This is a genomic window from Blastococcus sp. SYSU D00669 (assembly GCF_054050715.1).
Window position 1 is genome coordinate 35,648 of the sequence record NZ_JBJGZV010000027.1, and the last position, 19,041, is coordinate 54,688.

Consider the following 19,041-nt stretch of genomic DNA (forward strand, 5'->3'; position numbering starts at 1 on the left):
GGTCAGGCGGCCTGGAGCCGGGTGGACGGCGTGCCGCCGGTCATGGCGAACCGCTGCTCCAGCAGCTCGTTCACCGTCGCCTCCGCCTGCTCGCAGGCGGTGACGACCTCACCGCAGGGATCGAGGTAGAACCGCGCACGGGCGACGTTCAGGTCGGTGTAGGCGGCCACGATGCGGCGGTCGATGTCGGAGACCTGGTCAGCAACGGTCGGCATGGAGGCACTTCCAGGAGACAGAGCGTCGGCGCGTTGGTTCGACCGGTCGCGTGACCCCTGCACTACCCCGGCGGGGGGCGTCTCAGACCTCGTGGACGTCGAAGGTGCGCGACGGCGCCACGAACTCCTCCTGCGCGGCGACGAGCAGGATCTCCCGGGAGCCCGCCGCCTCGGTGCGCGCGAGCAGCCCGAACACCGAGGCGGCCGCGCGGCCCAGCGCCTCGGCGGCCGAGCGGGTCTCCAGCCACGACGCCAGGAACAGCGCGGCGATCGCGTCACCGGCCCCGTTGACCGAGACGTCCAGCCGCGGGGTGCGCACCCGGAAGTGCCGGCCGCCCTCCGACGCCAGCAGGTCGACCGCGTCGTCGGGGGTGTCGTCGGTGACCAGCGACGTCGTGAGCACGACCCGCGGGCCGAGCGCCTGCACCGCGGCGACGGCGTCCTCGACCTCGGCGAGCGTGCGGGTCGTCGTCCCGGCGAGCAGGTCGAGCTCGAAGTGGTTGGGGGTGACCAGGTCGGCGGCCGGGACGGCGACCTCCCGCAGCAGCTCCTCGATGCCCGGCCGCACGAACACCCCGCGGCCGACGTCGCCGATCACCGGGTCGCAGCAGTAGACCGCCGCCGGGTTGGCGGCCCGCACCTTCTGCACGGTCTGGACGACGGCGTGCCCGATGTCGGCCGAGCCGAGGTAGCCGGAGAGGACGGCGTCGCAGGTGCCGAGGACGCCGCGCTCGGCGATGCCCTCGACGATCTCCTCGACCGCCTGGCCGTCGAACACCCGCCCGCGCCACTGGCCGTAGCCGGTGTGGTTGGAGAACTGGACGGTGTGCACGGGCCACACCTCGATGCCGAGGCGCTGCAGCGGGAAGACGGCCGACGAGTTGCCCACGTGGCCGTAGGCGACGTGCGACTGGATGGAGAGGACCGCGGTCACAGCCGGACACGGTGGCACACGGCGCTACCCCTGCTGCCGGGCCCCCTTCGCGATCGACGACAGCGCGGCCGCGATGTCGGTCTCGGCGCGGGCGCGGTCCATGCCCAGGCCGGCCAGGACGCCGGTGCCGTCCTCGGCGTCGAGCAGCGCCAGCAGGACGTGCTCGGTGCCGATGTAGTTGTGCCCGAGGCGCAGCGCCTCGCGGAACGTGCCCTCGAGCACCGACTTGGCGTGGTCGTCGAACGGCACCATCTCCGGCACCTCCGCCACCGCCGGGCCGAGCGTGCGCTCCGCGACCTCGCGGACCCGGTCCGGCGCGAGCCCCTGGGCCACGATCGCCCTGGCCGCCAGGCCCTCGGGCTCCGACAGCAGGCCGAGCACCAGGTGGCCCACGGTGATCCGGTCGTGGCGGCGCGCCTTGGCCTCGTCCTGCGCCGTCACGACGACGTTGCGGGCGCGCGGGGTGAAGCGGCCGAACCCGGCGCTCGGGTCCAGCGCCGCGTTCTCGGCACCCGTGCGCTGCACGAACCGCTTCTGGGCCGCCTGCTTGGTGACGCCCATGCTGGCGCCGATCTCGGTCCACGAGGCACCGGTGCGGCGGGCGCGGTCGACGAAGTGGCCGATGAGGGAGTCGGCGACCTCGCCGATGTGGTCGGCCAGCAGGACGGCGTCGGTCAGCTGCTCGAGCGGGTCCTGGTGGGCGCTGGTGATCGTCGCGATGAGGTCGTCCAGGCGGACGGCCTGGGACAGCGGCGCGGGCTGGGTCATGGCGTCAACCGTAGGTTGACGCGCCGTCATCGTCAACCACTGGTTGACGATGACCCGCCGACCCGGCCGAGCCAGCGGGTGGGGGCTCGACCTCCGGCTCACCTGCCGCCGGACGGCGTGACCTCCAGCCGGGCGGCCAGGCCGTCGAGCCCGCCGCGGATCACCGCCCCGTAGCCGTCGTCGGGCAGGGCGCCGGCCGCCGCCAGGCCGCGCTCGAGGTGGTGCCGGGCGGCGTCGAGGTCGCCGAGCTTGCGGTGCGCCTCGCCGAGGTTGAGGTGCAGCGAGGGGTAGAACGCGGCGACCGCCGAGGTGACCCCGGCCGCGGCGGCCCGCTCGTCGGTCACGGCGTCGGCGGCCGCCAGGGCCCGCCCGTCCCAGGCGAGCTCCTCGCGCGGGTCGTCCTGGACGTCGGCGGCGTGGTGCGCCGCGGCCACCCGGTGCAGGGGGTCGCCGGCGGGCCCGAGCTCGTCCCAGATCGCGGTGAACTCGGCACGGGCGGCCCCGCGGTCGGTGGCGCCCAGCTCGACGGCGGACCCGATGCGGGCCAGGACGGGGTCGGGAGAGGTCATGGCGGGCACGCTAGGTGGACCCACCGTCAGTTCTGCAGCAGCCGGCGGACCTCGGCGACGCCGGCCAGCGCCCGCTCCGGGTCGGCGGCGCGGGGGATGAGGTTGAAGCTGCGGCAGCCGGCCTCGACGTAGGGCGCGAGGAACGCGGCGACGTCCTCGGGGCTGCCGGCCGGCGAGTAGCGGGCGAACGCGTCGAAGGGCAGCTGGTAGAGCTGCTCCATGGCGCGGGCCAGCGGCGGCGTCGCGTCCCCGGCGTCGGCGCCGAACCCGCACCACACCTGCAGCCCGTGCCGCCAGGCGACCTCGCCCCGCCCGTCCGCCGCGGCGAGCTGCGCCACCTGCTCGGTCACCTGGGCGTAGCGGCGGGCGGACACCCAGATGCCGAGCCAGCCGTCGCCGAGGCGCGCGGCCCGCCGGACGCCGGCCGCCGACCGCCCGCCGACGACCACCGGCACGTCCCAGGGCGGCAGCACCCGCGCGTCGACCACCGGGAAGCACGGCCCCGCGCTGGTCACCGCCTCGCCGGTCGAGAGCCGGCGCAGCAGCTCCAGGGCCTCGTCGGTGCGCCGGCCGCGGGTGGCCGGGTCCACCCCGCACACCTCGAACTCGTGGCGGTCCTCCCCGCCGATCCCCACGCCGAGCACCAGCCGGCCCGGCGCGAGCGCCGCCAGGTCCGACAGCTGGCGCGCGACGACCACGGGGTGGCGCAGCGCCAGCAGGTAGACGCCGATGTGCACCGGCAGCCGCTCGGTCAGCGCGAGCAGGTGCGCGGCCTGGAGCAGGCCGTCGAAGCCGTGCCCGCCGAAGAAGCTGACGTGGTCGCCGATCGCCAGGTGGTCGACCCCGGCGTCCTCCAGCGCGGCCACCATCGCGCGCCGGGCGGGGAGCGAGGCGCCGGAGAAGTCGGGGAGCATCGTGCCGACGGCGACGGTCATGGGCCGCAGTCTGGAGCGGCGGACGGAGTCGTGGAACCCTGCGGCGGGTGACGGACCTGCGCACCCTGTTCACCGACGTCGCCGAGCGCGCCGCGGCCTACCGGGCGGGCCTCGCCGACGGTCCCGTGGCGCCGCCGCCGGAGGCCGCGGCCAGGGTGCGGACGGCCCTCGGCGCCCTGCCCGACGGGCCGGCCGACCCGGCGGACGTCGTCCGCGACCTGGTCGCTGCGATCGAGCCCGGGCTGGTGGCGACGGCGGGGCCGCGGTTCTTCGGCTTCGTCATCGGCGGCGCCCTGCCGGCGGCGACGGCGGCCGACATGCTGGCCGCCGCCTGGGACCAGCCGGCGTTCAACGCGGTCAGCTCGCCCGCGGCCGCGGTGGCCGAGGAGGTCGCCGGCGGCTGGCTGGCCGACCTGCTCGGGCTGCCGCCGTCGGCGTCGGTCGGCTTCGTGACCGGCGCGCAGGGCGCCAACACCGTCGGGCTCGCCGCCGCCCGGCACCGCGTGCTCGCCGAGGCCGGGTGGGACGTCGAGCGGGACGGCCTGGCCGGGGCACCGCCGGTGCGGGTGGTCGCCTCGGTGGAGCGGCACGTGACGGTCGACCGGTCGCTGCGGCTGCTCGGCCTGGGCACCGGCGCGGTGGTCCCGGTGGACGCCGACGCGCAGGGCCGGATCGACGTCGACGCGCTGGCGCGCACGCTCGCGGACCTGCCCGCGGGGCCCACGGTGGTCGGTCTGCAGGCGGGCAACGTGAACACCGGCGCCTGCGACGACCTCGCCGCCGCCGTCGACGTGGCGCACCGGCACCGGGCGTGGGTGCACGTGGACGGCGCCTTCGGCCTCTGGGCCGCGGCCAGCCCGGCGACCCGGCACCTCGTGGCCGGGGTCGAGGGCGCCGACTCCTGGGGGACCGACGGGCACAAGTGGCTCAACGTGCCCTACGACAGCGGGTACGCCTTCTGCGCCGACCCGGCCGCGCACCGGGCGGCGATGTGGTTCACCGCGCCGTACCTCACCGGCCAGGGCGAGGGCGCCGTCCGCCACCCGGCGGACTTCGTGCCGGAGTCGTCCCGGCGGGCCCGCGGCTTCGCGACCTGGGCGGCGCTGCGCGAGCTGGGCCGGTCGGGCGTCGCGGGCGTCGTCGAGCAGTGCTGCACCCGGGCCCGCCGGTTCGCCGAGCGGCTGTCGTCGCTGGACGGGGTCACGGTCGTCAACGACGTCGTCCTCAACCAGGTGCTGGTCCGGTTCGGCGACGACGGCGGCGCCACCGACGCGGTGGTCGCCGAGGTCCAGCGGTCGGGCGAGTGCTGGACCGGGGCGACCACCTGGCGCGGCACCCGGCTGATGCGGATCTCGGTGTCGAGCGCGGCGACGACGGAGGACGACGTCGACCGGTCCGTCGCCGCGATCGCCGGCGCCTGGAGGGCGGTCGGCGGCGGGTGAGCCCCCGTGATCATGGCGCCGCGACCACCGCCGCGGCCCGGAACCCGGTTCCGGCGCCATGATCGCGGGAGCACCCCGCTGCGGAGCTCAGCGGCGGGTGAGCAGGGACGTGATCTCGTGCGCCGACTCGAGCGTCGGGGCGTCGGCGATGAGCTGGCGCAGGGCGCGCTCGTCGCGGAGCATCCGGCGGGTCGCGCGGGCGCGGGTCATGCGGTCGTGCAGGCGGGACATGGCGGTTTCCTCTCGGGTGGTCAGCCGGCCGCGACGGCCGGCGCGGGGGAGTCGATGCGGCTGCGCACCGTGAAGACGCCGTCGTCCTCGTCGAACGCGGCGCCGGGCAGCAGCCGGCGGATCAGGCGCAGCATCCGGTCGTTGTCGGCCTGGACGGTGGCGGTCAGCTCGCGCACGCCGCGGCGGGCGGCGAGCTCGGTGAGGTCGCGCAGCAGCTGCCGGCCCACGCCGACGCCCTGCCAGGCGTCCTCCACGACCACGGCGAACTCGGCCGACGCCGGGTCGGTGGGGGAGCGGTCGTAGCGGGCGACGCCGACCACCTCGCCGCCGACCTCGGCGACCACGGCCTCGCGGGCGTCGTGGTCGACCTGCACCAGGTGGCGCACGAAGGACATGGGGAACCGGTGCACCGGCGCGTGGAAGCGGCGGTACCGGGTCTCGGGCGACAGCCGCGGCCACAGCCGCAGGAACAGGGGCAGGTCGTCGGGCTGCACGGGCCGGGTCGCCACCGCTATCTCCATCGGGACCTCCTGAGTTCGTAGGACGAACTCTGCTCCTCCGATCGAGGTTCGTCAAGTGAACTCAGGGGTCCTATGCTGAGGGCGTGAGCGAGCTGCTGCTGGACCGGTCCCGGTGCTCGGTCGCCGGGACGCTGGCCGTCGTCGGAGAGAAGTGGAGCCTGCTGGTGCTCCGCGAGGCGTTCCTCGGCGTCCGCCGGTTCGCCGACTTCCAGAGAATCCTGGGTGCGCCGCGGGCGGTGCTGACCGACCGGCTGGCCACGCTCGTCGACCAGGGGATCCTCAAGCGGGTCCCCTACCAGGCCGAGGGCGAGCGGCAGCGCCACGAGTACCGGCTGACCCGCAAGGGGATCGACCTCTACCCGACGCTGGTCGCGCTCATGGAGTGGGGCGACCGCTGGCTCGACGACGGCCCCGGGATGATGGAGCTGCGGCACCGCGACTGCGGCGCCCCGGTCCACCTCGCGCTGACGTGCGAGGACGGGCACGTCCTCGACAGCGCCCGCGACGTCACCCCGCGGCCGCGCGCCTGACCGTCACAGCGAGCGCCAGCGGCGGCCCTCCCGGCTGATCAGCGCCGCCGCCTCCGTCGGCCCCCACGTCGAGGCCTGGTAGAGCGGGATCGGGTGCGGGTCCTGGCTCCAGTACTGCAGCACCGGGTCGACGATCTTCCACGAGCGGCTGACCTCGTCGGCGCGGATGAACAGCGTCGGGTCGCCGATGAGCGCGTCGAGGATGACCCGCTCGTAGGCGTCGATCGACTGCTGCTCGAAGCTCTCGTAGGAGAAGTCCATGGAGGCCTTCTGCACCCGGAACGCGTGCCCGGGCACCTTGGCGCCGAAGCGCAGCGAGAGCCCCTCGTCCGGCTGCACCCGCACGATGAGCGCGTCGGGCTCGATGTCGCCCTTCGTCCCCGGGAACAGCGGCAGCTGCGGCGGCCGGTGGAACTCCATCGCGACCTCGGTGACCCGCGCCGGCAGCCGCTTGCCGGTGCGCACGTAGACCGGCACCTCGTTCCACCGCCAGTTCGCCACCTCCAGCCGCATCGCCACGAAGGTCTCGGTGGAGCTCAGCGGGTCGACGCCGGGCTCCTCCCGGTAGCCGGGCATGAGCTCCTCGCGGGTGCCGCCGCGGGTGTACTGGCCGCGCACCGCCCGCGTGGCGATCTCGGCCTCGGTCTCCAGCGGCCGGATGGCGCGCAGCAGCTTGACCTTCTCGTCGCGGATCGCCTCCGGGTGGAAGGACGTCGGCGGCTCCATGAGGAACAGCGACAGCACCTGCAGCACGTGGTTCTGCACGATGTCGCGCATCGCGCCGGTCGTCTCGTAGAAGCCGCCCCGCTCGCCGACGCCGAGGGTCTCGGCGACGGTGATCTGCACGTTGTCGACCCAGGTGCGGTTCCAGATCGGCTCGAAGATCGAGTTGGCGAAGCGCAGCGCCAGCAGGTTCTGCACCGTCTCCTTGGCCAGGTAGTGGTCGATCCGGAAGATCTGCTCCTCGGTGAACGCCGTCGACAGGTCGGCGTAGAGGTCCCGGGCGCTGTCCTCGTCCCACCCGAACGGCTTCTCGATCACCGCGCGGACGAACGCCTCCCCCTCGGGGACCGACAGCCCCGCCTTGCCCAGGCTCAGCGCGATCGGTCCGAACAGGCGCGGCGGGGTGGAGAAGTAGTAGACGCGGTTGCCCGCCGTCCCGGCCGTGCGGTCGCACTCGCCGAGCACCTCGGCCAGCCGGCCGTAGGTCGCCGGGTCGTCGTAGCCGCCGTGCACGTACCGCGCACCGGCGAGCAGCCCGGCCCAGCGCGGGTTGTCGGTCGCCCCGACCTTGTCGCGGCAGTAGCCGGCGAACTCCTCGTCGGTCATCGGCGTGCGGGCCACCCCGACGAGCGACACCTCCTCGGGCAGCGCGCCGTAGGCGGCGAGCCGCTCGAGCGCCGGGAGCAGCTTGCGGGCGGTCAGGTCACCGGACGCGCCGAAGATGACGAGGGCGCAGGGCGGGGAGCGGCGCTCGAGGTCGCTGGACATGGGCGGAGTCTCTACCGTGCCGGCGTGGTTGTGGGAGGTTTCCGGTGACGGGACGGCGCGCCGCCCTCCTGGCCGGGGGGACGGCGGCCGCGCTGGTGGTGGGCGCGGTCCGGCAGTCACCGCTGCTGGCGCGCCTCCTGGCCCGGACGTCGCGGCGGGTGCTGTTCGCCGTCCCGACCGGGCAGCGGCGGGTGGCGCTGACCTTCGACGACGGCCCGCACGCGCGGCTGACCCCGGCGCTGGCCTCCGTCCTCGCGCGGCACGGCGCCCGCGCGACGTTCTTCGCGCTCGGTGCGCGGGCCCAGGAGCACCCGGAGGTGGTCACCGCGCTCGTGCGCGCCGGCCACGAGGTGGCCAACCACCTGTGGGAGGACCGCCCCAGCGTGCTGCTGCGCGGCGCCGAGTTCCGGCTGCACCTGCGGGCCACCGACGCGGTGCTGCGCCGGAGCGGCGCGCGGCCGGGGTTCGTGCGGCCGGGCTCGGGCTGGGTCCGCCCGGGCATGGTGCGGACGGCGCGGGAGGCCGGGTACCGCCTGGCCCTGGGCAGCGTCGCCGTCCGCGACCTCGAGGTGCGCGACCTCGACCGCGAGCTGGGGTTCGTGCTGCGCCGGCTGCGGCCCGGCGCCGTCGTCGTCCTGCACGAGGGGTACGACGAGCGGTCCCGCGTGGTGCCGCTGACCGAGCGGCTGCTGCCGGCGCTGGCCCGCCGCGGCTACCGCGCGGTCACCCTGTCGGAGCTGGCCGCGGACGGGGCACGATGACGCATGGCCTTCGACTGGCCGTCGACTGGCCGTCGACTGGCCGTCGACGTCGACCGGCTGCTGCGCCTGCGGACGAGCCACCGCCGGACGACGAGGACGCCGCGCAGGACGCCTTCCGCGCCCTCTGCACCGACCCGGTGCAGGTGAACGGGGCGGCGTTGTCGGCGGCCGACCTCGTCCGGCGGGCGCGGGCGCTGCGGGCGGTCTTCGACCGGCCCGAGCCCGAGGTGCCCGACGTCGCCCGGGCCGACGGCGAGGTCGCCGTGGCCTTCCGGCTCAGCGGCCGCCAGGTGGGGCCGCTCACCACCGCCGCGGGCGCGCTGGCCACGCTGGACGCGGTCCGGCTGTCCCCGGCCTAACCGGGGACGGGGGCGAGCGCCGTGCGGCAGCGGGCGGCGTCGAAGGGCTGCCCCGTGCTGTCGAACAGCGCCGCCGCTGAGGTGAGCAGCCGCGAGGCCTCGACCGGCCGCAGCTCCGCCGCCGCCAGCGCACCGCGGACCTCGATCAGCGCCGCCTCCCAGGCCGTGCCCTCCCAGTGCGAGCCGCTGGCCTCGGCCACGGCGAGCCACCGGCGCGCGCCCTCGAGGTCACCCACGGCGGCGCGGGCCCGTGCGGCCGGCGCGGCCAGCATGATCGCGCAGAAGCCGCACTGGTCGTCGCTGTTCGGCCCGAGCGTGGCCTCGGCCCGGTCGACCACGGCGACGGCGGCCTCGGCGTCGCCGGCGGCGTCGATCATCGTGCCGTAGATCCGGGGCAGCAGGCACTGGCCGATGATCGACCAGCGGGCCAGCGGCACCGCCCGGTGCAGCAGGGGGCCGGCCCGCGCCGCGTCGCCGCGGTGCAGGTGCACCTCGGCCAGCCGTTGCAGCGCGTGCGCCTCGCCCCCGGGCGCCTCCAGGGCGTGGTGCAGGTCGGCCGCCTCGGTCAGCTCCCGCTCGGCGAGGTCGAGGTCGCCCTTGAGCAGGGCGGCCTCGCCGCGCAGCGCCACCGCGAACGCGACCGCCCGGGCCACGCCCGCCCGCTCCGCGGTGCGCCGGAGGTCGGCGGCCAGCTCGAGCACCTCGTCGTAGGGCGTCGGCCCGTACAGCAGGTACTCCGCGACGCACAGGTGCGAGTCGAAGAGCTCGATCGCGAACTGCGGCCGCGAGACCCCGACCCGCAGCTCGGAGCGCAGCCGCTGGAACCACTCGCCGCGGTGGTGGGCGAGCAGGCCCTGCAGCGCCACGACGTCGAACACCCGGCCGTCGACCGGGGCGCCGAGGGCCAGCCGGCGGCGGGCCTCGTCCACCGCGTCGGCGGCGGCGGCGAAGTCGCGGCGGTAGTAGGCCAGGTGCGCCCGGACGACCAGGAGGTCGCTGTCGTTGCTGCTGCCGTCGGGCTGCAGGCCCTCGATCGCCGCCGCGGCGGTGTCGAGGTCACCGTGCCGCGTGGCCGCCCGGGCCAGCCGCGTGCGCACCCGAGCCCGCAGCCCCTCGGTCGTGACCGCCGCCAGCGCCTCCCGGTAGGCGTCGACGGCGGCCAGGTCGCCGCAGGAGCTCAGCAGGTCCGCGCGCAGCGCCAGCAGCCGGCCGGCGTCCTCGCCGGTGGCCGCCGCGCGCACCCGGTCCAGGGTCGCCAGCGCGTCGCGGTAGGCACCGAGGGCCGCCTCGGTCTCGGCCGCCTGCAGCACCCACGGCACCGCCTCGGCGGCGGCACCGGCCTGCACGAGGTGGTGGCCGATCCGGCCGGGGGAGCGGCCGAGCCGCTGCAGCGCCCGCGCGGCCGCCCGGTGCGCGCCCCGCCGGCCGCCGCGGCCGGCGAACCGGTCGAGCAGCGCCTCGCGGTGCAGGGCGTGCCCGAAGGAGAACCCCGCGGCGGTGCGCCGCAGCAGCCGGGCGGCGACCGCGGCGTCGAGGACGGTGTAGGCCTCGTCGTCGCCGAGCCCGGTCAGCTCGACGAACTCGTCGGTGTCGAACGACGGCCCGAGGACGGCGACCGGCGCGACCGCCCGCAGCACCTCCTCCGGGACCCCGGGCGGCAGCACCGCGTGCCCCGGCGCCGCGGAGGGGTCGGCGGCCACCGCCCGCGCCCCCTCGACGACGCCGAAGGGCAGCCCGCCGGCGGCGGCCGCCACCGCCTGCAGCGCCGGCACCGGGACGGACGGGGCGTGCCGGCGGGCCAGCGCGACCGCGTCCGCCGGGGACAGCGGGACCAGGTCCAGCGTGCCGGCGTTCCCGCGGCTGAGCAACGAGCCGCGGACGTCGGCGAGCACCCCGGCGGGGACCGGCCGCGCGCTGACCACGACGGCCACCCGGTCACCCACCGTGGCCCGGCTGAGGAAGTGCAGCAGCCGCAGGCTGGCCTCGTCGGCCTCGTGCGCGTCGTCGACCACCAGCACCGCGCCGGCGCCGGCGGCGGCCAGCCGCAGCAGCTCGGCCGCCGCGATGAACAGCCGCTGGTGGCCGCCGACGCCGTTCCACCCGCCCTCCCGGCCGGACAGCGCCCGCTCGATCTCCTGCCGCATCGCGTCGTCGAGGCCGTCGAGGAGGGCCGGGTGCCGGCGGGAGAGGTCGGCCAGCGCCTCCAGCACCGGTGCGTACGGCCAGGCGCCGTCGAGGCGCGCGGCCAGGCCCGTGCCCACCCGCATGCCGGCGTCGGTGGCCTCGGCCTCCAGCGCCGCGAGCAGGCTGGTCTTGCCGACGCCCGCCGGTCCGGAGACGAACAGCACCCGGCCGGTGCCCTGCCGCACCCGGGCCAGCAGTGCCCGCACCCGCGCGAGCTCCTCGTCGCGGCCCACCAGGTCGCCGGGCCGCGGCTCCCGCGCGGCCAGCAGCGAGGCGCGCAGCCGGGCGGCGGCGGGGGAGAGGTCGACCCCGAGCTCGGTGCGCAGCGCGCGCTCGAGCCGCTCGAACTGGCGCAGCGCCGCGGCCCGGTCGCCCTGCGCGGCCAGCCGGCGGGCGAGCTCCACGTGGGCCTGCTCGTCGGCCGGCTCGAGGGCGGCCACGTCGTCCCACCGGCGGGCGAGCCGCAGCACGTCCAGGCGCAGCAGCCGCAGGCGGTCGCGCGGCTCGGCGGCCCACCCCTCGTACGGGTCGTCGGGCAGCAGCTCCCCGGTCCAGGCGTCGGCGGTGGTCGCGGCGAGGTCGGCGTCGCGGGCGGCCAGGGCGCGGCGGGCCCGCTCCTCCACGGCGACGGCGTCCACCACGACCCCGGCGTCGGGCCACAGCGCCACCAGCTCGCCGGCGAGCACCAGCGACCCCGCGTCGCCCATCCAGCGGCGGGCGTAGTGCGCCGCCTTGTGCAGCCGCGGCGCCGCCTCGGCGGGATCGGTGCCGGGCCACAGCGCGGCCAGCACCTGCTCCCGGTGCAGCCGCCGGCCGGGGGCGAGCGCGAGCAGCTTCACCAGCGACGCGGCGGAGCGCCGGCGCCACCCGCCGTCGGGCAGGGCACCGCCGTCGACGCTCACCCCGAACCCGCCGAGCAGCCGGACGCGGACCTCGTGGGCGCTCATCGGACCACCCCCGCGGCGGACCCTAGACCGCTTCGGCGAGCGGGTGGAGCCCCTCCAGCAGCTCGACCTCGTCGGTCATCGCCGAGGACATCTCCATGAGCAGCTCGCGCACCGTCGCGAGGTCCCAGTCGTGCGCGGCGATCCGCTCGACGACGTGCAGCATCGGCAGCGACAGCGCGTCCCGGCAGGACGCGTAGCCGGCCAGCGCCTCGGTGCGCGCGCGGCCCGGCCGGGGGGCGGCGAGCACGGCCCGTGCCAGCAGCTCGGCGTCGCGCAGGGCCGCGGTCATGCCGTGGGTCGACAGCGGGTCCTTCCAGTAGCCGGCGTCGCCGACCAGCGCCCACCCCGGCCCGTACGGCACCCGGAGGTGCCCCGGCGTGCCGCGCACGTGCCGCACCCGCCCGACCGGGGTGGCCGCGGCCAGCGCCGGCCCCAGCGGGCTCGCCGAGGCCAGGGCGCGGAGCGCGCCGGCCGGTCCGCGCGCGCCCACCAGCGGCCGCACCGCGTGCGGCTGCCCGCCGGCGAACACGCAGGTGAGCCCGTCGTTGGTGGGGATGGCGCCGACGCTGGCGCCGGGCCCGTACAGCCACCGGTAGCCGTCCTGCGGCAGACCCGCCACGTAGCCGTAGACGACCTCGGTCGCCGCGCGGCCGGTGAAGCGGTACGGCGCGGCCACCTGCTCGGCGACCAGCGATGCGCGGCCGTCGGCGCCGATCACCAGCGGGGCGTGCTCCTCGCGCACCCGGCCGTCGGGGTCGCGCAGGACGACGCCGGTGACCCGGCCGTCCGGACCGCGCAGCAGCCCCGTCGCGGAGGTGCCGAAGCGGAAGGTGGCGCCGGCGGCCGCGGCGGCGTCGACCAGGATCGCGTCGAGCACCGTGCGCCGCGGGGCGTAGAGGGCGTCGACGCCGGAGCTCGGCCGCACCGAGACGGTGACCTCCTCCTCGCCGTAGCCGAAGTGGATCCGCCGGATAGGCGGCGTGCCCGCCGAGCGGACGGCGTCGAGCAGGCCCCACCGCACCAGCTGCAGCACGCCGGCGCGCATGAGGGCGTGGGTCGAGACGGTGTCGCTGCCGCTGCGGGCGCGGTCGACGCAGAGCACGCGCATCCCGCCGCGGGCCAGCAGCATCGCCGTGGATGCCCCGGCGACCCGGGCGCCGACGACGATCGCGTCCCAGGGGGCGGTCACGCCGCCGCTCCCAGGGAGGGCCGGGCGGCGCCCAGCGAGTCGAGGATCCGGCCGACGACGGCGCCGGCGTCATGCCGCACGCCGTCGAGGAACGTGGAGTTGCGCCGCGTCTGCCGGCGCATGCCGACGACGTGCAGGCCGGGGGCGGCGGTGCTGCCGGCGACGTGCCGGATCTCGCCGGCCGCGTCCAGCACCGGCACGTGCAGCCACGGGTAGTCGCGGCGGTAGCCGGTCGCCCAGACCACCGAGCCGATCCCGGCGGCGGCCAGGTCGAGCTCCCGCGCGGCCCCGTCGGTGCGGGCCGGGGCGAACCCGGGCGGGACCGGGTCGACCTCGTCGTCCAGGCCGACGGCGCGGGCGTAGGCGTCGACGCGGCGCAGCAGCGCGGTCAGGCGGACGTCGGCCGTGGTCGTCGTCGCGGACAGGTCGTCGGCGAAGGTGACCCGGGTGCCGTCGGCGGCGGTGAGCCGCCCGGCGAGCTCGACCCCGCGGTCCTGCAGCGACGGCAGGTCGACGTCGCGCCGGTCGGGGCGGCCGGCCAGCTGCAGCGACGGGTCGGACGGGCCGGGGGCGACGTGCACCCGGACCCGCTGGTCGAAGACGCCCATCGAGGTCAGCCACCACAGCACGTCCATCCCGCGGTAGTCGCGCAGCAGGCGGGTGTGCGTGCCGACCGAGAGGACGACGCGCCGTCCGGTCGCGGCCAGCTCGTCGGCCAGCTGGACACCGGAGGCCGAGGCACCGACCACCAGGACGCCGCCGCCGGGCAGCGACCCCGGGTCGCGGTAGGTGCCCGCGGTCTCCTGGGCGACGCGCCGGTCCAGGCCGGCCGCGACGGCCGGGACGGCCGGGCGATCGCACCAGCCGGTCGCCACGACGACGGCGCCGGCGGTCCAGCTCCCGGCGGTGGTGGCGACGCGGTAGCCGCCGGGCGCCCTGCGCACCGACTCGAGCTCGGCGTCGCCCACCACCGGGGCGTCGAAGGAGGCCGCGTAGGCGGTCAGGTAGGAGACGACCTCGCGGGCCCGCATGTAGCCGTAGGGGTCGTCACCGCGGTAGGACCAGCCGGGCAGCCGGCTCATCCAGTTGGGCGTGAGCAGCCGCAGCGACGCCCAGGGGCGGGAGCGCCAGCGCTCGGCCGGCCGGCCGCGGTCGAGGACGACGTGGTCGACGCCCGCGTCGGTGAGCAGGCGGCTGACCGCGAGGCCGGCCTGGCCGGCGCCGAGGACGGCGACGTCCACGGTCGGGGCGGGGACGGAGGTCATGACGGGTCTCCAGGGAGGGGGCCGGCGGGCGGCCCGCCCGGGTCAGGGGGCGGGCCGGCCGGCGGGCGGGTGATCTCAGGGGGTGGTGACGTCGACCTGGACGTCGGTGCCGTTGCTCAGGACGTCGAAGACCGCCGACCGCCGGCGGGACTGCTCGACGAGCTCGGCCAGCTGCTCGGGGGTGGCGTCGCCCTCGACGGTGAAGTGCACCCGGATCTGCGAGTAGCCGTTCCGGACGCCGTGGTCGATGCCGAGGATGCCGAGCAGGTCGATGTCGCCCTCGACGGTCGACTCGACGCGGGTCAGGTCGACGCCGCGGGCGGAGGCGATGTTGGCCAGGCCGGAGGTCAGGCAGGCGGCGATCGCGTGGAGGAGGAACTCCACCGGGGTGGGGCCCTGGTTGGTGCCCACCAGCACCGCCGGGTGGTCGGCGTCGTAGGCGAAGGCCTCGGTGCGGCTGGCGTCCTCCTGGCCGGCGCCGTAGAAGCCCTGGATCGTGCTGCGGCTGTGGGTGCCGCGGATCCAGGTGTTGGTCGCGCGGAACTGGAAGTCGGCGAGCTGGGGGGCGCCCCTGACCGCGTCGAGGGTCGCGAACAGGGTGGGGACGTCCACACCGTTGCGGGCCGGGCGGCTCACGGTCGAGGTCATGTCAGGTGCTCCTTCAGGGGGTGGAACGGGACGCGGCAGACGCTAGGAACGCCGCCTTCCGCGGGCCTTCCGCGCTCCGGACCCCCCGGCCGCCGCCGCGGAAGGCCGGTGGAAGACCGGTCCCGGACGGTCTGCGCCATGACACGGACAGTGCTGGCGGTCTGGGCCCACCCGGACGACGAGGCGTACCTGGCGGCGGGCCTGCTGGCCTCGGCCGTCGCAGCAGGCGACCGCGTGGTGGTCGCGACCGCGACCCGCGGCGAGGAGGGGCTCGACGACCCCGCGGTGGCGGCGATCCGCTCCCGGGAGCTGACGGAGAGCCTGGCGGAGCTCGGGGTGCGCGAGCACCGCTGGCTGGCCGCACGGGTCCCGCTGCGGGACGGCCGGCTGGCCGCCGTCCCGCGGTCGGTGGGCACCGCGGCCGTCGCCGCGGTGGTGGACGACGTCCGCCCCGACCTGGTGGTGACCTTCGGTCCCGACGGGGTGACCGGGCACGCCGACCACCGCGCCGTCTCGGCCTGGACGACGGCCGCGGTGGGCGGGACCCCCGCGCGGCTCTGGCACACCGCGCTCACCGCGGAGTGGCTGGCGCGCTGGGGCGGGCTCTGCGCCGAGACCGACGTGTGGATGACCGGCCCCCCGGAGCCGGTGGCCGACCCCGACCACCAGGCCGTGCTGTCCGGCCGGCTGCTCGACCGGAAGATGGCGGCCCTGGTGGCGCACCGGTCGCAGACGGCAGGGCTGATCGCGCGGGTCGGCATGGACGTCTACCGCGAGTGGTGGAGCACCGAGACCTTCACCGAGGCCCGCGTCGTGCGGGAGGAGGCGGCGTGACATGCGCGTGGGGGACACCGCGAGCCGGACGCGCACGGTCCGGGCGGAGGACATCGGGCTGTTCACCCAGCTCACCGGCGACCGCAACCCGGTGCACCACGACGCGGAGCTTGCGGCGCGGTCGCGGTTCGGCGGGATCGTCGTCCAGGGCGGGGTGACCAGCGGCCTGCTCAACGCGCTGGTCGCCGAGGACCTGCCCGGCCCGGGCAGCGTCTTCCTCACCGTCACCTGGAACTTCCGCGTGGCGGTGCGGCCGGGCGACGTGCTCACCGCGACCGCCGAGGTGACGGCGCTGCGGGAGGACAAGCCGATCAGCACGCTGGCCACGACCATCACCGACCAGGACGGCGTCGTCGTCCTGGACGGCACCGCGGTGGTGTGGCGCGACCCGGTGGTGGCGGCCGCGGCTCAGGCCCGCTGAACCGCCGGCTCGGTCATCGCCAGCTCCACCGCCTCGTCCAGCGACAGCTGCGCCCCCTCGGCGGCCGCGCGCTCGAAGGCGGCGTCGCCGAGGGCCGCGCGCAGCGTGCGCACCACCCGCCGGTACTCGGGCCGGTCGCTCGGCGCCCGGTCGTTGCCCAGCCCGCGCAGCGCCGCGTCCGCGGCCCCGACCAGCAGGGCGCCCCGTTCGGCCCGGCCCAGCGCGGCCTCCGGTCCGGCCACCTCGGCGAGGAGCCACGCCGCCACCAGCCGCCGCCCGGAGGACCAGCAGAGGTGGATCCCGCGGCGGTGCAGCACCCGCGCCTCCTCGTGGTCGCCGCGGTGCTCGGCCAGGTAGCCGAGGTTGGCCAGCAGCATGCTCTGCAGGATCCCGTCGCCGACCTCCGCGCTCAGCCGCAGCGCCTCCTCGTACGCCGTCCGCGCCAGGTCGTCGTCCCCGTGCACGCGGGTCAGCTCGCCGCGGATGGTCAGCACCTGCGCGGTGAGCCCGCCCTCGCCCACGCGCCGGGCCAGCGCGATGCTCTCGTCCACCTGGCGCAGCGCCGCCGGGTAGGCGGCCGGGTCGCCCACGAACGTCACCCCGGCGAGCCCCTGGGCGTAGGCGAGGTAGCGGTCGGGGCCGCAGCCGCGGAACAGCTCGGCCGCGGCGACCAGGTGCGTGCGGGCCCGGGGCACGTCGACGGTCCACCAGAGGAAGCCCTCGGCCAGGTGCAGCCGGGCGACGAGGGGGACGTCGAGCGGGGCGTCGGGCCGGTCGGCGGCCTCGAGCAGGGCGCCCACCCAGGGGCGGCCCTCGTCGTGCCGTCCCTCCCGGTGCCAGTAGGTGCCCAGCTGCCCGGCGATGCGGGCGGCGGTCCGCAGGTCCCCGGCCGCGGTGGTGTCGGCCCGCGCGGCGCGGATCTCGGGCATCAGCTCGCCGACCCGGTCCAGCCACGCGTCGGGCGCCGTCCACCGGTGCGCGTCGAGCTCCTCGAGCACGTCGGCCACCCAGCGGGCCCGCCGCGCCCGCAGGTCGGCGGCCGCCTCCGCGGGCAGCAGCTCGCGGGCGCGCTCGCGGAGCAGCTCGAGCAGCCGGAACCGCGGCTCGCCGTCCGGTCCGGTGCCCCGTCGGACCAGGCTCTGGTCGACCAGGCGGCTCAGCGACGCCAGCACGTCCGGGGCGACGTCGGCGCACACCTGCTCGACCGCCGCCACCGGCACCGGGCCGGCGAAGACGCCCAGCGCGGCGAACAGCTCCCGCTCGGCCGCGCCGAGCAGCTGCAGGCTCCAGTCGACGGTCGCCGGGATGGTCAGCTGCCGCGGGGGGCTGTCCCGCGGGGCGCCGTCCGGTGAGCCGAGCCGGGCGCCCAGCCGTGCGCGCAGCAGCGCGGGGGAGAGGGTGCGCACGTGGCCGGCGGCGAGCTCGATGGCCAGCGGCAGCCCGTCCACCTGCCGGCAGATCGCCACGACCTCGGGCAGGTGCGCGGCCAGGTCGAAGCCGGGGTCGACGGCCTCGGCGGCCTGCGCGAACAGCGCGACGGCCGGGGAGCCGGCGTCGTCGGCGGTCGCCAGCGGGGCGACGTCGTGCAGGCGCTCGCCGGCGATCCGCAGCCGCGCCCGGCTGGTGCACAGGAACCGCACGTCCGGCGCCGTCGCGGCCAGCCGGCCCACCACGGGGGCGGCGGCCAGCACGTGCTCGAAGTTGTCGAGCACGAGCAGCAGCTCGCGCCGGCGCAGCAGTTCGGCCAGCGCCCGCTCGGGCTCGCCGCCGGTGCCGACGTGCACCCCCAGCGCGCCGGCGACCAGGTCGGCGACCAGCCGCGGATCGGTCACGCGGGTCAGGTCGACGAAGACGGCCGGGACGCCGGTCGCCCCGGTGCGGGCGAGGGCGACCTCGGCGGCCAGCCGGGTCTTGCCCACCCCTCCGGGACCGACCAGCGTGACGACGCGGGACGTCTCCAGCAGCTCGAGCACGCGATCCCGGTCGGCGTCCCGCCCGACGGTCGGCGTCGCGGGCAGGGGCACGGGGGTGGCGCGGGCCGGGCGGGGTCCGCCGTCCACGGGCAGCCGGAGCGCCTCGGCGCGCAGCGCCGCCGCGGCCCGGCCGGGCGCGGTGCCGAGCTCCCGCCGGAGCGTCTCCTCCAGGTGCTGCAGCCGGCGCAGCGCGTCCGCCCGGCGGCCGGCCGCGACGTGCTCGCGGACGACGTGCAGCGCGGCCTCCTCGTCGAGCGGGTCGGCGGCGGCGAGGTCGGCCCACCGCCCGGCCGCCCGCAGCAGCTCGAGGTGGCGCAGCCGCAGCCGGCGGCGCGGCTCCTCGGTCCAGGGCTCGTAGGCGTCGTCGGGCAGCAGGTCCCCGCGCCAGTGCCCGAGGGCCGCGCCGGCGTCGTCGGCCCGCTCGAACTCCTCGACGTCGACGGTCACCTCGACGCCCGGGAACAGCGTGACCGCGTCGTCGGCCAGGACGACGGCGTCCCGGGCGCCGAGCGCGCCGCGGGCGAAGTGCGCGGCCTTGTGCAGGCGGGGCAGCGCCTCGTCGACCAGCAGGTCGGGCCAGAGCGCGTCGACCACCTGCTCCCGGCGCAGCCGGTGCCCGGGGGCCAGCACGAGCAGCTTGACCAGGGCCGAGGCGGAGCGGCGGCGCCAGTCCTCGGGGGCCACGACCCGGCCGTCGACCACCACGTCGAAGCCGCCGAGCAGACGGACGGCGACCCGCATCGCGCCTCCCGGTCGAGGTGGTCCTGGGGTGCACCCTGCCGCGCCGGCCGGGGGGCGGTAAAGGGGTGCGCCCCACCGGGTGG

At 77.2% G+C, this 19,041-nt stretch carries 19 protein-coding genes; 6 read left to right on the plus strand and 13 right to left on the minus strand.

Going from position 1 to position 19,041, the window contains the following annotated elements; genetic code table 11:
• Positions 1 to 2: 2 nt before the first annotated feature.
• The 5 genes from ACI8AF_RS18480 to ACI8AF_RS18500 form a co-directional block, all read right to left on the minus strand.
• On the minus strand, positions 3 to 215 hold the full coding sequence (locus ACI8AF_RS18480) for a hypothetical protein (protein ID WP_456541200.1): 213 nt from the start codon (positions 213 to 215) through the stop codon (positions 3 to 5).
• Positions 216 to 297: 82 nt separating this feature from the next.
• Positions 298 to 1,149 (minus strand): pyridoxal kinase PdxY, encoded by an 852-nt coding sequence (pdxY, locus tag ACI8AF_RS18485; RefSeq protein ID WP_456541201.1) that lies wholly within the window; start codon positions 1,147 to 1,149, stop codon positions 298 to 300.
• Positions 1,150 to 1,173: 24 nt separating this feature from the next.
• A complete protein-coding gene (locus ACI8AF_RS18490) occupies positions 1,174 to 1,917 on the minus strand; it encodes a Clp protease N-terminal domain-containing protein (protein ID WP_456541202.1) in 744 nt (247 codons plus the stop codon).
• A gap of 98 nt (positions 1,918 to 2,015) precedes the next feature.
• Positions 2,016 to 2,486 carry a hypothetical protein gene (locus ACI8AF_RS18495; RefSeq protein WP_456541203.1) on the minus strand — a complete coding sequence of 157 codons (471 nt, stop codon included), beginning with the start codon at positions 2,484 to 2,486 and terminating at the stop codon, positions 2,016 to 2,018.
• A 26-nt stretch (positions 2,487 to 2,512) separates the two neighbouring features.
• Positions 2,513 to 3,421 (minus strand): LLM class flavin-dependent oxidoreductase, encoded by a 909-nt coding sequence (locus tag ACI8AF_RS18500; RefSeq protein ID WP_456541204.1) that lies wholly within the window; start codon positions 3,419 to 3,421, stop codon positions 2,513 to 2,515.
• 47 nt (positions 3,422 to 3,468) lie between these two features.
• Here ACI8AF_RS18500 and ACI8AF_RS18505 point away from each other — a divergent pair, with 47 nt between their 5' ends.
• Positions 3,469 to 4,863, plus strand: coding sequence for a pyridoxal phosphate-dependent decarboxylase family protein (locus ACI8AF_RS18505; protein ID WP_456541205.1), 1,395 nt, complete (start codon positions 3,469 to 3,471; stop codon positions 4,861 to 4,863).
• 87 nt (positions 4,864 to 4,950) lie between these two features.
• On the opposite strand, the gene ACI8AF_RS18510 is transcribed toward ACI8AF_RS18505, so the two are convergent.
• Together ACI8AF_RS18510 and ACI8AF_RS18515 are read right to left on the minus strand one after the other, a co-directional pair.
• Positions 4,951 to 5,094 carry a hypothetical protein gene (locus ACI8AF_RS18510; protein WP_456541206.1) on the minus strand — a complete coding sequence of 48 codons (144 nt, stop codon included), beginning with the start codon at positions 5,092 to 5,094 and terminating at the stop codon, positions 4,951 to 4,953.
• Positions 5,095 to 5,114: 20 nt separating this feature from the next.
• Positions 5,115 to 5,615: an N-acetyltransferase family protein gene (locus tag ACI8AF_RS18515; RefSeq protein ID WP_456541207.1), complete on the minus strand. Its 501-nt coding sequence runs from the start codon at positions 5,613 to 5,615 to the stop codon at positions 5,115 to 5,117.
• Between the two features lie 83 nt (positions 5,616 to 5,698).
• Here ACI8AF_RS18515 and ACI8AF_RS18520 point away from each other — a divergent pair, with 83 nt between their 5' ends.
• Positions 5,699 to 6,145: a winged helix-turn-helix transcriptional regulator gene (locus ACI8AF_RS18520; protein WP_456541208.1), complete on the plus strand. Its 447-nt coding sequence runs from the start codon at positions 5,699 to 5,701 to the stop codon at positions 6,143 to 6,145.
• A gap of 3 nt (positions 6,146 to 6,148) precedes the next feature.
• Here the strand turns inward: ACI8AF_RS18520 and zwf are convergent, their stop codons facing one another.
• Positions 6,149 to 7,636 carry a glucose-6-phosphate dehydrogenase gene (gene zwf, locus ACI8AF_RS18525; RefSeq protein ID WP_456541209.1) on the minus strand — a complete coding sequence of 496 codons (1,488 nt, stop codon included), beginning with the start codon at positions 7,634 to 7,636 and terminating at the stop codon, positions 6,149 to 6,151.
• A 44-nt stretch (positions 7,637 to 7,680) separates the two neighbouring features.
• Between zwf and ACI8AF_RS18530 the strand changes: the two genes are divergently transcribed.
• Positions 7,681 to 8,397, plus strand: coding sequence for a polysaccharide deacetylase family protein (locus ACI8AF_RS18530; RefSeq protein WP_456541210.1), 717 nt, complete (start codon positions 7,681 to 7,683; stop codon positions 8,395 to 8,397).
• Complete coding sequence (locus ACI8AF_RS18535; RefSeq protein WP_456541211.1) at positions 8,394 to 8,756, plus strand: hypothetical protein; 363 nt, start codon at positions 8,394 to 8,396, stop codon at positions 8,754 to 8,756. The genes ACI8AF_RS18530 and ACI8AF_RS18535 overlap by 4 nt, the downstream gene beginning before the upstream one ends.
• Here the strand turns inward: ACI8AF_RS18535 and ACI8AF_RS18540 are convergent.
• The 4 genes from ACI8AF_RS18540 to ACI8AF_RS18555 all read right to left on the minus strand — a co-directional run bounded on the left by ACI8AF_RS18540 (position 8,753) and on the right by ACI8AF_RS18555 (position 14,989).
• Positions 8,753 to 11,887, minus strand: coding sequence for an AAA family ATPase (locus ACI8AF_RS18540; protein ID WP_456541212.1), 3,135 nt, complete (start codon positions 11,885 to 11,887; stop codon positions 8,753 to 8,755). The genes ACI8AF_RS18535 and ACI8AF_RS18540 overlap by 4 nt on opposite strands.
• A 22-nt stretch (positions 11,888 to 11,909) precedes the next feature.
• A complete protein-coding gene (locus tag ACI8AF_RS18545) occupies positions 11,910 to 13,076 on the minus strand; it encodes an NAD(P)/FAD-dependent oxidoreductase (RefSeq protein ID WP_456541213.1) in 1,167 nt (388 codons plus the stop codon).
• A complete protein-coding gene (locus tag ACI8AF_RS18550; RefSeq protein ID WP_456541214.1) occupies positions 13,073 to 14,341 on the minus strand; it encodes a flavin-containing monooxygenase in 1,269 nt (422 codons plus the stop codon). Before ACI8AF_RS18550 ends, ACI8AF_RS18545 begins: the two co-directional genes overlap by 4 nt.
• A 75-nt stretch (positions 14,342 to 14,416) precedes the next feature.
• The gene (locus ACI8AF_RS18555) at positions 14,417 to 14,989 is read right to left on the minus strand and encodes an OsmC family protein (RefSeq protein ID WP_456541215.1); all 573 of its coding nucleotides are present in this window, start codon (positions 14,987 to 14,989) and stop codon (positions 14,417 to 14,419) included.
• Positions 14,990 to 15,127: 138 nt separating this feature from the next.
• Between ACI8AF_RS18555 and ACI8AF_RS18560 the strand changes: the two genes are divergently transcribed.
• Together ACI8AF_RS18560 and ACI8AF_RS18565 are read left to right on the plus strand one after the other, a co-directional pair.
• Positions 15,128 to 15,823, plus strand: a complete 696-nt coding sequence (locus tag ACI8AF_RS18560) for a PIG-L deacetylase family protein (protein WP_456541216.1) — start codon at positions 15,128 to 15,130, stop codon at positions 15,821 to 15,823.
• Position 15,824: 1 nt separating this feature from the next.
• Positions 15,825 to 16,244, plus strand: a complete 420-nt coding sequence (locus ACI8AF_RS18565) for a MaoC family dehydratase (RefSeq protein ID WP_456541217.1) — start codon at positions 15,825 to 15,827, stop codon at positions 16,242 to 16,244.
• Here the strand turns inward: ACI8AF_RS18565 and ACI8AF_RS18570 are convergent.
• On the minus strand, positions 16,232 to 18,958 hold the full coding sequence (locus ACI8AF_RS18570) for an ATP-binding protein (RefSeq protein WP_456541218.1): 2,727 nt from the start codon (positions 18,956 to 18,958) through the stop codon (positions 16,232 to 16,234). The two genes, ACI8AF_RS18565 and ACI8AF_RS18570, sit on opposite strands and share 13 nt — an antisense overlap.
• Between the last annotated feature and the right edge of the window lie 83 nt (positions 18,959 to 19,041).

Bases quoted from the DNA above. Each gene is read 5' to 3' on its own strand.
- ACI8AF_RS18480 (WP_456541200.1), bottom strand. From the start codon at position 215: ATGCCGACCGTTGCTGACCAGGTCTCCGACATCGACCGCCGCATCGTG.
- ACI8AF_RS18490 (WP_456541202.1), bottom strand. From the start codon at position 1,917: ATGACCCAGCCCGCGCCGCTGTCCCAGGCCGTCCGCCTGGACGACCTC.
- ACI8AF_RS18495 (WP_456541203.1), bottom strand. From the start codon at position 2,486: ATGACCTCTCCCGACCCCGTCCTGGCCCGCATCGGGTCCGCCGTCGAG.
- ACI8AF_RS18500 (WP_456541204.1), bottom strand. From the start codon at position 3,421: ATGACCGTCGCCGTCGGCACGATGCTCCCCGACTTCTCCGGCGCCTCG.
- ACI8AF_RS18510 (WP_456541206.1), bottom strand. From the start codon at position 5,094: ATGTCCCGCCTGCACGACCGCATGACCCGCGCCCGCGCGACCCGCCGG.
- ACI8AF_RS18515 (WP_456541207.1), bottom strand. From the start codon at position 5,615: ATGGAGATAGCGGTGGCGACCCGGCCCGTGCAGCCCGACGACCTGCCC.
- zwf (WP_456541209.1), bottom strand. From the start codon at position 7,636: ATGTCCAGCGACCTCGAGCGCCGCTCCCCGCCCTGCGCCCTCGTCATC.
- ACI8AF_RS18535 (WP_456541211.1), top strand. From the start codon at position 8,394: ATGACGCATGGCCTTCGACTGGCCGTCGACTGGCCGTCGACTGGCCGT.
- ACI8AF_RS18540 (WP_456541212.1), bottom strand. From the start codon at position 11,887: ATGAGCGCCCACGAGGTCCGCGTCCGGCTGCTCGGCGGGTTCGGGGTG.
- ACI8AF_RS18550 (WP_456541214.1), bottom strand. From the start codon at position 14,341: ATGACCTCCGTCCCCGCCCCGACCGTGGACGTCGCCGTCCTCGGCGCC.
- ACI8AF_RS18555 (WP_456541215.1), bottom strand. From the start codon at position 14,989: ATGACCTCGACCGTGAGCCGCCCGGCCCGCAACGGTGTGGACGTCCCC.
- ACI8AF_RS18560 (WP_456541216.1), top strand. From the start codon at position 15,128: ATGACACGGACAGTGCTGGCGGTCTGGGCCCACCCGGACGACGAGGCG.
- ACI8AF_RS18565 (WP_456541217.1), top strand. From the start codon at position 15,825: ATGCGCGTGGGGGACACCGCGAGCCGGACGCGCACGGTCCGGGCGGAG.
- ACI8AF_RS18570 (WP_456541218.1), bottom strand. From the start codon at position 18,958: ATGCGGGTCGCCGTCCGTCTGCTCGGCGGCTTCGACGTGGTGGTCGAC.